This is a genomic window from Streptomyces cinereospinus (genome assembly GCF_042430725.1).
Classification (GTDB): Bacteria; Actinomycetota; Actinomycetes; order Streptomycetales; family Streptomycetaceae; genus Streptomyces; species Streptomyces cinereospinus.
Genome location: NZ_JBHMCY010000008.1, coordinates 37,822 through 51,449 on the forward strand (window position 1 = coordinate 37,822; position 13,628 = coordinate 51,449).

The 13,628-nt window shown below is 74.3% G+C and carries 15 protein-coding genes and 2 pseudogenes; 8 read left to right on the plus strand and 9 right to left on the minus strand.

Annotated elements, in window-relative coordinates; translation table 11 throughout:
- Positions 1-64 precede the first annotated feature (64 nt).
- The 3 genes and pseudogenes from ureG to ACFF45_RS06150 all read left to right on the plus strand — a co-directional run.
- On the plus strand, positions 65-742 hold the full coding sequence (gene ureG / locus ACFF45_RS06140) for an urease accessory protein UreG (protein WP_381342940.1): 678 nt from the start codon (positions 65-67) through the stop codon (positions 740-742).
- Positions 739-1,503, plus strand: coding sequence for an urease accessory protein UreD (locus ACFF45_RS06145; protein WP_381342942.1), 765 nt, complete (start codon positions 739-741; stop codon positions 1,501-1,503). The genes ureG and ACFF45_RS06145 overlap by 4 nt, the downstream gene beginning before the upstream one ends.
- A 195-nt stretch (positions 1,504-1,698) precedes the next feature.
- Positions 1,699-1,854, plus strand: a pseudogene (locus ACFF45_RS06150) (alpha/beta hydrolase); the annotation flags it as partial.
- Between the two features lie 64 nt (positions 1,855-1,918).
- Here the strand turns inward: ACFF45_RS06150 and ACFF45_RS06155 are convergent.
- From ACFF45_RS06155 to ACFF45_RS06170, 4 genes are all read right to left on the minus strand, one after another.
- Positions 1,919-2,974: an NAD-dependent epimerase/dehydratase family protein gene (locus tag ACFF45_RS06155; RefSeq protein ID WP_381342944.1), complete on the minus strand. Its 1,056-nt coding sequence runs from the start codon at positions 2,972-2,974 to the stop codon at positions 1,919-1,921.
- Between the two features lie 76 nt (positions 2,975-3,050).
- Complete coding sequence (locus tag ACFF45_RS06160) at positions 3,051-3,773, minus strand: lysophospholipid acyltransferase family protein (protein ID WP_381342947.1); 723 nt, start codon at positions 3,771-3,773, stop codon at positions 3,051-3,053.
- Between the two features lie 145 nt (positions 3,774-3,918).
- Complete coding sequence (locus tag ACFF45_RS06165; RefSeq protein ID WP_381342950.1) at positions 3,919-4,380, minus strand: hypothetical protein; 462 nt, start codon at positions 4,378-4,380, stop codon at positions 3,919-3,921.
- Positions 4,358-5,113, minus strand: a complete 756-nt coding sequence (locus ACFF45_RS06170; RefSeq protein WP_381342953.1) for an ATP-binding protein — start codon at positions 5,111-5,113, stop codon at positions 4,358-4,360. The genes ACFF45_RS06165 and ACFF45_RS06170 overlap by 23 nt, the downstream gene beginning before the upstream one ends.
- Before the next feature lie 331 nt (positions 5,114-5,444).
- On the opposite strand from ACFF45_RS06170, the gene ACFF45_RS06175 reads away from it, so the two are divergent.
- From ACFF45_RS06175 to ACFF45_RS06185, 3 genes are all read left to right on the plus strand, one after another.
- The gene (locus tag ACFF45_RS06175; protein WP_381342956.1) at positions 5,445-6,320 is read left to right on the plus strand and encodes a Sco1979 family transcriptional regulator; all 876 of its coding nucleotides are present in this window, start codon (positions 5,445-5,447) and stop codon (positions 6,318-6,320) included.
- 1 nt (position 6,321) lies between these two features.
- Positions 6,322-6,558 (plus strand): DUF397 domain-containing protein, encoded by a 237-nt coding sequence (locus ACFF45_RS06180; protein WP_381342959.1) that lies wholly within the window; start codon positions 6,322-6,324, stop codon positions 6,556-6,558.
- Between the two features lie 101 nt (positions 6,559-6,659).
- Positions 6,660-7,475: an SAM-dependent methyltransferase gene (locus tag ACFF45_RS06185; RefSeq protein WP_381342962.1), complete on the plus strand. Its 816-nt coding sequence runs from the start codon at positions 6,660-6,662 to the stop codon at positions 7,473-7,475.
- Between the two features lie 183 nt (positions 7,476-7,658).
- On the opposite strand, the gene ACFF45_RS06190 is transcribed toward ACFF45_RS06185, so the two are convergent.
- From ACFF45_RS06190 to ACFF45_RS06210, 5 genes and pseudogenes are all read right to left on the minus strand, one after another.
- Positions 7,659-8,888, minus strand: a complete 1,230-nt coding sequence (locus ACFF45_RS06190) for a PP2C family protein-serine/threonine phosphatase (RefSeq protein ID WP_381342965.1) — start codon at positions 8,886-8,888, stop codon at positions 7,659-7,661.
- A 65-nt stretch (positions 8,889-8,953) separates the two neighbouring features.
- Positions 8,954-9,734, minus strand: a pseudogene (locus ACFF45_RS06195) (SpoIIE family protein phosphatase); the annotation flags it as partial.
- 24 nt (positions 9,735-9,758) lie between these two features.
- Positions 9,759-10,982 carry an ornithine--oxo-acid transaminase gene (gene rocD, locus ACFF45_RS06200; protein ID WP_381342968.1) on the minus strand — a complete coding sequence of 408 codons (1,224 nt, stop codon included), beginning with the start codon at positions 10,980-10,982 and terminating at the stop codon, positions 9,759-9,761.
- Positions 10,979-11,800 carry a dimethylargininase gene (gene ddaH / locus ACFF45_RS06205; RefSeq protein ID WP_381342971.1) on the minus strand — a complete coding sequence of 274 codons (822 nt, stop codon included), beginning with the start codon at positions 11,798-11,800 and terminating at the stop codon, positions 10,979-10,981. The genes rocD and ddaH overlap by 4 nt, the downstream gene beginning before the upstream one ends.
- A 112-nt stretch (positions 11,801-11,912) precedes the next feature.
- A complete protein-coding gene (locus ACFF45_RS06210; protein ID WP_381342974.1) occupies positions 11,913-12,425 on the minus strand; it encodes an Lrp/AsnC family transcriptional regulator in 513 nt (170 codons plus the stop codon).
- Between the two features lie 77 nt (positions 12,426-12,502).
- Here ACFF45_RS06210 and ACFF45_RS06215 point away from each other — a divergent pair, with 77 nt between their 5' ends.
- Positions 12,503-13,252 (plus strand): LytR/AlgR family response regulator transcription factor, encoded by a 750-nt coding sequence (locus ACFF45_RS06215; RefSeq protein ID WP_381342977.1) that lies wholly within the window; start codon positions 12,503-12,505, stop codon positions 13,250-13,252.
- 2 nt (positions 13,253-13,254) lie between these two features.
- On the plus strand, positions 13,255-13,623 hold the full coding sequence (locus ACFF45_RS06220; protein WP_381342979.1) for a hypothetical protein: 369 nt from the start codon (positions 13,255-13,257) through the stop codon (positions 13,621-13,623).
- The last annotated feature ends 5 nt before the right edge of the window (positions 13,624-13,628 follow it).

The window sequence follows — 13,628 nt, forward strand, 5'->3', positions numbered from 1 at the left end:
CGCCGCCCCGCCCGTCCCCTCCGGACGGCCGCAAGCCGCAAGGCCTACCCAAGGAGCCGTTGCCGTGCATCTCGACCACTCCCACCGCACCTCCCCCGTCCCCAGTGCCGACGCGCACCGCCCCGACGGCCGGCGGCGGGCCCTGCGGATCGGGCTCGGCGGTCCCGTGGGATCCGGCAAGACCGCCACCGTCGCCGCGCTGTGCCGGGCCCTGCGCGAGGAGTTCTCCCTCGCGGTCGTCACCAACGACATCTACACGCGCGAGGACGCCGAGTTCCTGCTGCGCGAGGCCGTGCTGCCGCCGGAGCGGATCACCGCCGTGGAGACGGGGGCCTGCCCGCACACCGCGATCCGGGACGACATCTCCGCCAACCTCGAAGCGGTCGAGGACCTGGAGGACGAGGTCGGGCCGCTGGACCTGATCCTGGTCGAGTCCGGCGGGGACAACCTCACCGCCACCTTCTCCAAGGGCCTCGTCGACGCCCAGGTCTTCGTCATCGACGTGGCCGGCGGGGACGACGTCCCGCGCAAGGGCGGCCCCGGCGTCACCACCGCCGACCTGCTCGTCGTCAACAAGACCGACCTCGCCCCGTACGTCGGCTCCGACCTGGCCCGGATGGCCGCCGACGCCAAGGCCCAGCGGGCCGAACTGCCGGTCGTCCTGCAGTCGCTGCGCGAGGAGACCGGCGTGCGGGACGTGGCCGACTGGGTGCGGGGGCGGCTCGCCGCGTGGACGGCATGAGCGCGACCACCACCGGCGTGCGCGCCACCGCCCGGATCCTCGCCCGCCCCGACGGACGCGGCGGCACGGCGCTGCCCGTCCTGGCGGGAGAGGGCCCGCTGGCGCTGCGCCGGACGCGGGGCAGCGCGGACGAGGCCCGGGTGATGGTGGTCGGCGCGATGAGCGGCCCCCTCGGCGGCGACCACCTCACCCTGGAGGCCGCGGTCGAGGAGGGCGCCCGGCTGCGCGTCGGGTCGGCCGCCGCCACCCTCGCGCTGCCGGGCCAGGCCAAGGGCGGGGCCCGCTACGACGTCCGCCTCGGCGTCGCCGACGGTGCCGTCCTGCACTGGCTGCCCGAACAGCTGATCTCCGCACGCGACAGCGACCTGCACGTCCGCACCCGGGCCGACCTCGGCCCGGCCGCCCGTCTGGTGCTGCGCGAGGAGCAGGTGCTCGGCCGGGCGGGCGAGGAGCCCGGACGGCTCACCAGCCGGCTGTCCGTACGGATCGCCGGGCGGACCGTCCTCGACCAGGAGCTGTCCTGCGGTCCGGGCGCGCCGGGCGGCTGGGACGGCCCCGCCGGGCTCGGCGGCCACCGGGCGGTCGGTCAACTGGTGCTCGTGCGACCGGAGTTCGCGGAGCGTCCGGTGGCGGCCCGGACGGTGGGGGACGGGGCCGCGGTCCTGCCGCTCGCCGGGCCCGCCGCGCTGGTGACCGCCGTGGCGCCGGACGCCCTGCGCCTGCGGCGGCTGCTGGACCGGGCGTGGGCCGCGGTCGGATGACGATCCGGCCAGCGAACGTGCCGCTCCGGTGATCGTATGGGCACAGAAGGCCTGCCGCCCCAGTTCCCAGCGGCCGCACAGCCGACAGGATCATCCGTACTCATCGAATCGGTGGACGGCAGGCCCCACTTGCGGGACATCAGACCGAAGAGGCGGACGACGGCGCTCGGTTCGGCCGGGGTGCCGGTCGCGGCAGGCTCCCGCCCGATCACCGAGAAGGACGCCGGTTCGCACGGAGTCACCAACCTGGTCAACCCGTGCGTCAACGACCGCGTCGACGCCTACCTGCTGACCGGAGAGCTGGACGCCGCGGACGTGGCCTGCGCCCCGCACGCCCCGCCCGAGCCGTGACCGGCGCGGACGTGACCTGCGCCCCGCAGGCCACGCCCGAGCCGTGACCGGCGGTCACACGGTGTCAGGGGCGGCCGGCGGACCGGGCCGGCCGCCCCGCACCGAGCCAGGCGTCCTCCGCCGCGTAGTCGAAGAGGTCGCCGTAGTTCCGGAACATCTTCGGGTACGCCTCCCGCCAGTCGCGCCCGGCCAGGTGCCGTGCGATCCACTCGACCGTCTCCGGGAGCGTCTCGGCGTACCGCACCACCGGGCGGTAGCCCAGCTCCCGTGCCGCCGCCGACATGTCGCAGACCACCGGCAGGGGCACCGACCACGGGCTGTCGCCCACCGCCGGGTCAGGCGGGGGACCGTCGACCAGGACCGTCTCCGTCTCGGCCCCCATCACCGCGTCGATCGCGGTGGCGATCTCCAGCACCGTCGGCGCCTCGTCGTCGCAGGCGTTGAGCACCCGCGACCCGGGGCGGGCCGCGGCGAGGCGGATCAGTTCGGCGAGGGTGTGCACGCTCACCGGGTGGAAGCGGCTGCGGCCGCCGTGGGCGAGGACGCGCCGGGCGCGGCCGTCGAGGTTGCGCTTGACGAAGTACAGCTCGCGGGGTGTGCGGCAGTGCGGGCCGTGCACCGCCCCGGCGCGCAGCAGTGTGGTCGGCAACCGCTCGCCGGCCGCCAGCAGTTCGCGCTCCAGCGCCGCCTTGCGGGTGCTGTACGAGGCCTCGCCCGGGGCCACGGTGCGCTGGGTCTCGGGGAGGGGCACCGGGTACTCGGGGAAGCCGTCCGGCTCGGCCTGGGTGTCGAAGCCGCGGCCCCGGCCGTCCGCGTAGACCGACACGCTGGAGACCACCACCGCCGAGCCGATCCGTCCCGCCAGGCCGGTCAGCTGCCGGGCGTGGCCGGCGCCGAAGGCGACGATGTCGACCACCAGGTCGCAGCCGTCGCCGACCAGCGCGGCCAGCGCGGCGTCGTCGTCCCGGTCCAGCCGCGCCGTCCGCACCTGCGCGGGCCAGGCCGCGTCCCGCCCGCCGCCCCGGGAGGCGGCCGTCACCTCCCAGCCGTCCCGCGCGAGCGCGGCCACCGCGGGCCGCCCGATCTGGCCTGTCGCTCCGATCACCACAGCACGTCTCATGCGGCGACCGTAAGCCGTAAGATCCGGGCGTGGCGAGGAAGTTGGCCCAGAGCAGAGACCGGGGAGGTCCGGGAGGTCAGCTGAGCGGCGTCCGCCGGAACCCGCGCTCGCGCCGGTCCGCCGCCTCGGCCCGCGCCTTGACGACGGCCGCGTACTCGTCGACGTACTCCTGCTCGGAGAGCGCCAGGACGGCGTACATGATCTCGTCGGTGACGGCCCGCAGGACGGCCTTCTCGTTCTCCATCCCGGCGTGGCGGGAGAAGTCCAGGGGCTCGCCGAAGCGGATGGCCACCGGGCGGATCCGGGGGACGACCTTCCCCGGCGGCTGGGCCTCGAAGGTGCCGATCATCGCGCACGGGACGACCGGGACCCCGGCCGTGAGGGCCATCACCGCGACACCGACCTTCCCCTTGTACAGGCGGCCGTCGTGCGAGCGGGTGCCCTCCGGGTAGACGCCGAGCAACTCGCCCTTGGCCAGCACCCCGAGGCCCTCGCGGATCGCGGCCCGGCCCGCGTCCCGGCCGGAGCGGTCGACCGGGATCTGCCCGGCGCTGCGGAAGAACGCCGCCGTCAGCCGCCCCTTGACGCCGGGCCCGGTGAAGTACTCGGCCTTGGCCAGGAAGGTGATCCGGCGCCTGAGGATCGCCGGCATCAGGAAGTGGTCGGAGAACGACAGGTGGTTGCCCGCGACGATCGCCGCGCCCGATGCCGGCACGTGCTCCAGGCCCTCGATGCGGGGCCGGAAGACCAGTCTGAGCAGCGGCCCGAGAAGGACGTATTTGAGCAGGTAGTAGAACAACGGGTGGCTCCTCACTCCATCGGTTCGGCGCACCGCGGTGTTCTCGCAGGTCAGCCAGCACACGTCGTGAGGTGTCAGTGTAGGCGCGGGCGGAAGGGGGGGAAACCGGTACGGCGCGGGGGGAGTGCGCCGTACCGGTGGCTCTTCATTCGGTGGCGCCGACCGACCAGCGCGGACTGCTGCCGGTGAGCCGGCAGGTGAGGAAGTACAACGGCAGCGGAGGGGTGTACGGCGAGCCGTCCACGGGGGAGTGGATCAGGCGCGGGTGCTGCGTGCCCGGTTTCGGCCGCGTGACGGTCCAGGAGGGGTCGCGCGTCCGGGCGCCGACCGCGTACGGGGTGCTCGGCGGCCAGCTGATCCCGATGTGCGATCCGGACGGGACGATCCACCACCAGTACCGGTCGTCGGCGAAGACGCAGCCGACGCGGGGCAGGCAGTCCAGCATGCTCTCGCCGTGTTCCCGGGGGGTGCCCACGGCGTCGTATCCGAGGCCGGTGGCGAGTCGCGGGGGGACGGGGAGGCGGGGGTGGTCGCGCCGGACGGGCGCGGGGTGGGGGGCCGCCGTGGAAGGGGGCGGGTGCGGGTCACGGCTGTGCGGTCGTGGCATGTGGTACGGGTCCTTCGGCCGAGTGGGGGATGGGCCGGGCGGGGGGTGCGGCGGGGCTGGTCGGGACGGGGCGGGGCCGGGTCGTCGTCACGTCCGCCCAGACGACGCGGCCCGCGTGGTGCGGGGCGGGCCGGACTCCCCAGCCGGCGCAGACCGCCGCGACCAGGAGCAGCCCGCGGCCGTTCTGGTCGTCGGGGCCGGCCTCCCGGGGCGCGGGGAGAGCGGGCCGGAGGTTCTGGTCCTCGACCTCGATGCGGAGCCGGGCCGCGGTGGTGTGCAGCCGGCACACGATCCGCTCGCTGCCCGAGTGGGTGATCGCGTTGGTGACCAGTTCCGAGGCGACGAGGACGGCGTTGTCGACATCACCGGCACCGGTGTGCCACGCGGTCAGCGTCTCGCGCACGGCACGGCGGGCCGCGCCCGCCGACTCCGGGACGGCGGGCAGGACGAACATGTGGGTGCGGTGGGCGGGCTGGTCCCCGGAGGCGAGCCGGCCGGGGCCTTGCGGCCCGCGGAGCCGACCGGTGGACTCGCCTCCGGGTGGCTGGGGGGAGGGCGACCCCTTGGACGGCGCCCGCAGCGGGTGCTCCGGGCCGGACGGCCGGCCGCCGGGGTCGGCGCCGGGCAGGCGCGGGGCCTGCCGCTGGGCGGGCACGCGGCCGGCGAGAGCGCTGCCGGTGACTCCGCCGCCGGGCAGTCGGTCCAGCGGATGGGGGAGGGAGGGCGGAGCCATCGCCGTGCGCCTTTCGTCTGCCGTGTGCCTCGTCGCCGTACGGCTGTCCGGTCGGCCGGCTGTGCGCGACGGGGTCATGGACGGCAACCGGCGCCCGGGAACGGCACGTCGCGGACCCGTCTCCCCCAACTGGACGGGGCCGTCCCGCTGTTCGACGAGCTGAGGACAGTGAGCCCACTGTGGCACCCGGCGACAACCCCTCGCAAGCTGCAAGTTGAAAATTGCAATTGGCCACGTGCACGCTGCTCCCGCCGGAGATTGACCAGATGGCACCCTGAAAGTGACCGCGTGAGACGGTGGACCCGGAGCCGACGGCGTGAGGGGGTAGGACGTGACCGCGGAAACCGACTGGGGCGGCGCCCCTTCGGTGCTGCGCATGATCCTCGGCAGGCAGCTGGAGGAACTGCGGACCCGGGCCGGACTCACGTACGAGCAGGCGGGCGCCGCCATCGGCGTCAGCCACTCCACGATCCGCCGGATGGAGGCCGCCAAGGTGGCCCGGCTCCGGCTCCCGGACGCCGAGAAGCTGCTGAGCGTCTACGGCGTGACGGACCAGCAGGAGATCGACACGTTCCTGAAGTCGGTCCGGCAGGCCAACAAGCGCGGCTGGTGGCACACCTACCGCGACGTGCTGCCGGACTGGTTCGCCGCCTACCTCAGCCTGGAGCAGGCGGCGTCGCAGATCCGCGTCTACGAGAACCAGTTCGTGCACGGGCTGCTCCAGACCGAGAGCTACGCCCGGGCCCTGCTGAGCGCCGGCGACCCGCACGCCCCGGCCGAGGCCACCGAGCGCCGGCTGGCGCTGTGCAGGCGGCGCCAGGAGCTGCTGGGCCGCGAGACGCCGCCGCGGCTGTGGGTCGTGATGGACGAGACCGTGCTGCGCTGGCCGGTCGGCGGCGCCGACGTGATGCGCGCGCAGGTCGACCACCTGATCGAGGTGAACCGGCTGCCGCAGGTGACGCTGCAGATCATGCGGTTCGCGAACGGGCCGCACCCGGCGATGCGGGCGGGCGCGTTCCACCTCTTCCGGTTCCGGGCGCGCGAACTGCCCGACATCGTCCATCTCAGCGGCCTGGTGGGCGCCGTCTACCTGGACAAGAGCGACGACGTCGTGGTGTACCGCGAGGCCCTGGACCGGCTGGGCGCCCAGGCGGCGCCCGCCAGCAGGACCGAGGCCCACCTCGGCGCGATCCGCAAGGAGCTCTGACGTGCACCACCCCGTACGCGACGGCATGCCGGCCCCCGAACTGGGCGTGCTCGGCCGGTCCAGGCCGTGGAGCGACGACGCCGGAGGCGCCTGCGTGGAGGTGCTGGAACTCCACGACGGGCGGGTCGCCGTCCGCCAGTCGACCGACCCCGAAGGGGCCGGCGCTGGTCTTCACGCTCCTGGAGGTGTCGCCTTTGTGACGGGTGTGGAGGCGGGAGAGGCCGACTTCCTGCTCTGACCTCCCGCTCCGCCTTGCTGCTCCGACTTGCTTCCGACTCCCCCGTCCTGCTGAGCGTTCCCCCCCCCAGACCCCCCCCGACCCGAATGGGAGACACGGCGTTGCCTGACAACGGATGGCCGGCCGACCGCATCGACACCAAGAACGCGCACTCCGCGCGGATCTACGACTACATCCTGGGCGGCAAGGACTACTACCCCGCGGACAAGGAGGCGGGCGACGCCATGTCCCGGGAGTGGCCCGCCCTGCCGATCCACATGCGGGCCAACCGCGACTGGATGAACCGCGCCGTGCGCTGGCTCGCCGAGGAGGCGGGGATGCGCCAGTTCCTGGACGTCGGCACCGGCATCCCCACCTCGCCGAACCTGCACGAGATCGCCCAGGCGGTCGCCCCCGAGTCACGGGTCGTCTACGTGGACAACGACCCCATCGTGCTCACCCTCTCGCAGGGCCTGCTGGCCAGCACCCCCGCGGGCCGGACCGCCTACCTCGAGGCCGACTTCCGCGACCCGGGCAGCATCCTGGACGCCCCCGAACTGCGCGAGACCCTCGACCTCGCCCAGCCGGTGGCGCTCACCGTGATCGCCATCGTCCACTTCATGCTGGACGAGGACGACGCGGTGGGCATCGTGCGCCGCCTGCTGGAGCCGCTGGTCCCGGGCAGCTACCTGGCGATGTCCATCGGCACCGCCGAGTTCGCGCCGGAGGAGGTGGGCCGGGTCGCCCGCGAGTACGCCGCCCGCAACATGCCGATGCGGCTGCGCACCATCGACGAGGCCCACGCCTTCTTCGACGGCCTGGACCTGGTCGATCCCGGCATCGTGCAGGTGCACAAGTGGCGCCCGGACGGCACCGGCGAGCAGGGGATCCGGGACGAGGACATCGCCATGTACGGGGCGGTGGCCCGCAAGCCGTGAACGGTCCCGGGCCGGGCCGCCATCCGGCCCGGCGACCGGCTCGCCACCCGGCCACTCGGCCCGCGGCCTGGGCCCGTCACTCGGCCCGCGATCCGGGCGCGTCACCCGGCCACCCGGCGCGCGGCCTGGGCGCGTCACCCGACCCGCGGTCCGGGCTCGGCAACCGGCCAGGCCCGCAGGCGGTCACAGACGCACGATGATCAGCGCGGTGTCGTCGGTGGCGCCGTCGGGCGGCAGCAGCTCCAGCAGGACGGCGTCCGCGAGCGCCTCCGGATCCGCCTCCCGGTGCCGGACCAGGGATTCGGCGAGGCGGGTCAGCCCCTTGTCGATGTCCTCGTGCCGGCGTTCGATCAGCCCGTCGGTGTAGAGCGCGAGCGTGGCGCCGGGGGTGAACGAGGTCGCGGCCTGCGGCCGGGGCCGCGGGTCGGGACGGGCGTCGAGCGGCGGATCGGTGGCCCGGTCGAGGAACTCCACCTGCCCGTCCAGGTGCACCAGTACCGGCGGCGGGTGACCGGCGCTGCTGTAGCTGATGGTCCGCGTGTCGCAGTCGATGAACGTCGTGACGGCCGTGGCCGACTCGGCGCCGTCCACCACATGGGCGTACCGCCCCAGCACGTCGAGCGCCTGGGCCGGTCCCTCCGCCATCCGGGAGGCCGCGGTCAGCGCGCTGCGCAGCTGGCCCATGACGCCCGCGGCGGCCAGGCCGTGGCCGACCACGTCGCCGACCGAGACGCCGATGCGGTCGCCGCCCACCAGGTCGACCAGGTCGTACCAGTCCCCGCACACGTGCAGCGCGCCGACCGCCGGCCGGTAGCGCACCGCCGCCCGGTGGTGTCCCACCTGCCGGTGGGCGGGCAGCATCGCCCGTTGCAGCGCCAGCGCCACCTCGCGCTCCCGGGCGTGCGCCAGGCGCAGCCGGTCATTGAGTTCCTGCAGTTCGCGGGCCCGGGTGTAGAGGTCGGCCTCCAGCACCTGGAGCGGGCCCTCGCCGGAGCCCTCGCCGGACCGCATCAGGGCGGTGACCTCCTCGACCCGGTGCACCAGCAGCACGACCTGCCCGCCGGCTCCGAGGACTGGCGCGTTGACCGGGCTCCAGTACCGCTCCTCCCACTCCCCGGGCCGGCCGGGGTACTCCACGTCGTACCGCTGGAGCGCCATCGCGTCCCGCTCGCCGCCGGCCAGCACCCGGCGCAGCGACGCCTCCAGGTTGCGCACGCCGGTCGCGGCGGAGTCGTGCGGGTTGTCCGGGAAGACGTCGAAGAGGTAGCGGCCGACGATGTCCTCCCGGCGGCGCCCGGACCTGCGCAGGAACTCCTTGTTGACGTCCGCGAACATCAGCTCGGGCGTGAGCAGCGCGACCATGCCGGGCAGGGCCTGGAACACCGCCGCGTAGTCGATCGCCGCTTCTTTCATGGCTGACCGCCTCACCACCGCTGTCCCACCAGTTTTCCACGCCCTGCGGTGCCGGACCTCCCGCGTCACTCCGGCAGACCGGTCAGCGGCTGCTCCGCCCGGACGACCGCGCCGTCGGGCACGAACCGCGAGCCCCACCGATGGCTGAGCCGCGAGACCAGCAGCAGCCCGCGCCCGCCCTCGTCCGTGGTCCGCGGATGGCGCAGGTGCGGCGCGGTGGCGCCGCCGCCGAACACCTCGCAGACCAGCGTGCCGGCCCGCGGCAGCCGCAGCCGGATCGGGCCGGTGGCGTGCCGGACGGTGTTGGTGACCAGCTCGCCGGCCACCAGCTCGGTGGTGAAGGCCGGCTCGTCCAGCCCCCCACTCCGACAGCTGCCGGCAGGCCGTCTTGCGGGCGTCCGCGACCACGGCCGGACCGGCGGGCAGATCCCAGCCCGCCATCCGGTCGGCGCGGAGCAGCCGGGTCCGGGCCAGCAGGGCCACGTCGTCGTGCGGACGCGCCGGCGTCAGCGCGTCGACCGCGGCCCGGCAGCGCTGGTCCAGGGACGGCGCGGGCCGCTCCAGCGCCTCGCGCAGCCGGCCCCGGCCCACGTCGGCCGACCACGCCGCCTCGTCGCCGGCCGGCCGCCCGTCGGTGTACAGCGCCGGCGTGCCGCCCTCGGCCGGCGTCACCTCCACCGACTCGAACGGCGGCCCGCCCGCGCCGAGCGCCGCTCCCTGCGTCAGCTCCACGAACGTGACCTTGCCCTCCGGCCCGGTCACCGCCGGTGGCGGATGCCCGGCGGCGGCCATCGTGCACCGGCCGCCCACCGGGTCGTGGACGGCGTACAGGCAACCGGATCCGACGGGGGCCGGTCGTACGGCGTCCCGTCAGGCCCGCCCCAGCACCGTCCCCAGCACCTGGAGCGCCGAGCGCAGCTCCTCGGCCGTGACGGTCAGCGGGGGCGCCAGCCGGATGGTGGAGCCGTGCGTGTCCTTCACCAGCACGCCCTCGCGCATCAGGCGTTCGCTGATCCCGCGCCCGGTGCCGATCGCCGGGTCGATGTCGACCCCCGCCCACAGCCCCCGCGCCCGGAAGCCGACGACTCCCTTGCCGGCCAGTCCCGCCAGGCCCTCGCGCAGCACCACGCCCAGCTCCGCGGCCCGGCGCTGGAACTCACCCGTCTCCAGCAGCCCGACCACCGCCGTGCCGACCGCCGCGGCCAGCGGGTTGCCGCCGAACGTCGAGCCGTGCTCACCCGGCCGCAGCACCCCGAGCACCTCGCGGCGGGCGACGACCGCCGACACCGGCACGATGCCCCCGCCGAGCGCCTTGCCCAGCAGCAGCACGTCGGGGACGACGCCCTCGTGGTCCACGGCGAGCGTGCGGCCCGTGCGGCCGAGGCCCGACTGGATCTCGTCCGCGACGAACAGGCACCCCGCGCGCCGGGTCACCTCCCGCACGCCCGCCAGATAGCCGTCGTCCGGGACGATCACGCCCGCCTCGCCCTGGACCGGCTCGATCAGCACCGCCGCCGTCGTCTCGTCGACCGCCGCCTCCAGCGCCGCGAGGTCGTTGTACGGCACGATCCGGAAGCCCGGCGTGAACGGCCCGAACCCGGTCCGTGCCGTCTCGTCCGTCGAGAAGCTCACGATCGTGGTGGTCCGGCCGTGGAAGTTGTCCGCCGCGACCACGATCGTCGCCCGGTCGGCGGGCACGCCCTTGACGTCGTACGCCCACTTGCGGGCCACCTTCACCCCGCTCTCCACCGCCTCCGCGCCCGTGTTCATGGGCAGCACCATGTCCAGGCCGGTCAGCGCGGCCAGCCGCTCGGCGAACTCGGCGAGCCGGTCGTGGTGGAAGGCGCGGGAGGTCAGGGTGAGGCGGTCCAGCTGGCGGTGGGCGGCCTCGACCAGGGCGGGGTGGCGGTGGCCGAAGTTGAGGGCCGAGTAGCCGGCCAGCATGTCCAGGTAACGGCGGCCCTCGACGTCCTCCACCCAGCTGCCCTCGGCGCGGGCGACGACCACGGGCAGCGGGTGGTAGTTGTGCGCGAGCACCGGCTCCTCGGCGCGGATCAGCCCGGCGGAGTCACGGGTGCGGGCGGGTGCGGTCATGAACGGGTCTCCCGGATCTCCTGGGTGCAGCACTTGATGCCCCCGCCGGCCTTGTGGAACTCCGACAGGTCCACCGGGACGGGCACGTAACCGCGGTCGGCGAGCTGTGCGGCGAGGTTCTCGGCGCGGGGCGCGACGAAGACGTGGCGTCCGTCGGAGACGGAGTTCAGCCCGAAGGCCATCGCGTCCTCGCGGGTGCCGAGCACCGCGTCCGGGAAGAGCCGCGCGAGCACCTCGCGGCTGCCGGGCGAGAACGCCTCCGGGCAGTACGCGATGGTCTCCTCGTCCAGCACGAACAGCGCCGTGTCGAGGTGGTACAGGTACGGGTCCACCAGCGTCAGGGAGATCACCGGCACGCCCAGGAACTCCTGCACCTCGCGATGGGCCTCGCGGGTGGTCCGGAAGCCGGTGCCGGCCAGCACGAACCGGCCCGCCGGGACGAGGTCGCCCTCGCCCTCGCACACGTTCTCCGGGCGGTAGACGTCGAAGCCCGCCGCCTTGAACCAGGTGTCGTAGTACGCGGACTCGGGGCGCCGCTCGGGCGCGTGGAAGAGGGAGCCGAAGACGCGGCCGTCGACGACGACCGCCGAGTTGGCGGCGAAGACCATGTCCGGCAGACCCGGTACCGGCGGCACGGTGTCGACCGTGTGGCCGTGGTCCTCGTAGGCGCGGACCAGTGTCCGCCACTGTTCCTGGGCGAGGGCGACGTCGACCCGGACGCCGGGGTGCATCCAGGGGTTGATCGCGTACTGCACGGCGAAGTGTCTGGGTTCGCAGACGAGGTAGCGCCGCCGGCGCGGCACACGGTTCTCGGGCACAGAGGGGTTCCTCCGCTTCCTGCGGTGTCGACTGGGGTGACACCACGGTAGGAACGGCTCGGGAGACCGACAAGGAACGAAAGCTGCGCGTCGACGCAGGATCGCTGCGTTGTCACCCGCCTCGGCGCACGTCCGGTGCGCGCTCCGGCGGGGGCTGGCTCGCACCCGCCTCCGGGCTCTCCGGGATCAGGTGGGACAGCACCATCACGCTGACCGTCTTGCGGATGAACGGCTCCGTACGGATCCGCTCCAGCACCTCCTCGAAGTGCTCCACGTCCCGCGCCCGCACGTGCAGCAGCGCGTCCGCGCCGCCGGTCACCGTCATCGCCGCCGCGATCTCCGGACAGCCCCGCACCACCTCCGCCAGCCGCCGGGGCGGCGCCGCGCCCTCGCAGTACACCTCGACGTACGCCTCGGTCCGCCAGCCCAGCGCCGACGGCTCCACCGTCGCCGTGAACCCGGTGATCACGCCGGTCTCCCGCAGCCGGTCCACCCGGCGTTTGACGGCCGTCGCGGACAGCCCGACCGCCGCGCCGATCTCGGCGAAACTCGTCCGGGAGTTCGCCATCAGCGCGGTGACGATCTTCCGGTCCAGTTCGTCGAAGGGCGTCGGCCTGCTGTTCATGCGGGCACTGTATCCAGCGCGCACGTCCACGTCCGGCCCGTGTGCAGGCGTGCCGATTGCTCCTAGACTCCACGTTCATGCTGCGCGCCCTGGCTGTCGACGACGAACGCCCCTCCCTCGAAGAACTCCTCTACCTGCTGAACGCGGATCCGCGGATCGGCAGCGCCGAGGGGGCCGGCGACGCGACCGAGGCGCTGCGCCGGATCACCCGCGCCCTGGAGTGCGGACCGGACGGACCCGAGGCCGTCGACGTGGTCTTCCTGGACATCAACATGCCCGGCCTCGACGGCCTGGACCTGGCCCGGCTGCTCACCGGGTTCGCCCGGCCGCCCCTGGTCGTCTTCGTCACCGCGCACGAGGACTTCGCCGTCCAGGCCTTCGACCTCAAGGCCGTCGACTACGTCCTCAAACCGGTCCGCAAGGAACGCCTCGCCGAAGCCGTGCGCCGGGCCGCCGAGCAGCGCGGCACCGCCGGGCGGATACCCGTGCACGAGCCCGACCCCGACCACATCCCCGTGGAACTCGGCGGCGTGACCCGTTTCGTCGCCGTCGACGACATCACCCACGTCGAGGCCCAGGGCGACTACGCCCGGCTGCACACCGGCAGGGGCAGCCACCTGGTCCGCATCCCGCTGTCCACGCTGGAGGACCGCTGGCGCACCCGCGGCTTCGTCCGCATCCACCGCCGCCACCTGGTCGCCCTGCGCCACATCGGCGAACTCCGGCTGGACGCGGGCACGGTCAGCGTCCTGGTCGGCGCCGAGGAACTCCAGGTCAGCCGCCGCCACGCCCGTGAGCTGCGGGACCTGCTGATGAGGAGGTCCTGACGATGCCCCCGGAGTCCGCCGAGCGCCGGGTCGTCGTCACCGGCCCGCCCCGCCGCACCCCCACCCGCGCGCGGCTCTCCGGCTACTACCGCCCGCGCACCGAGATCGACGAGCAGACCACTCTCGGCCACACCTACGTCCGCTCCCTGATGCGCACCCAGCTGCGCGCCGCCCTCACCGTGTCCGCCGTCCTCGTCCTGCTCGTCGGTCCCCTGCCCCTGGTGTTCGCGGTCACCCCGGACGCCCGCCGCCTGGAGTGGCTCGTCCTCGGCTTCTGCCTGTACACGCCCCTGGTGCTGCTCGCCCGCTGGTACGTCGGCCGCGCCGAACGCAACGAACGGGACTTCGTCCGCCTGGTCGAGGACCGCTGAGGGCG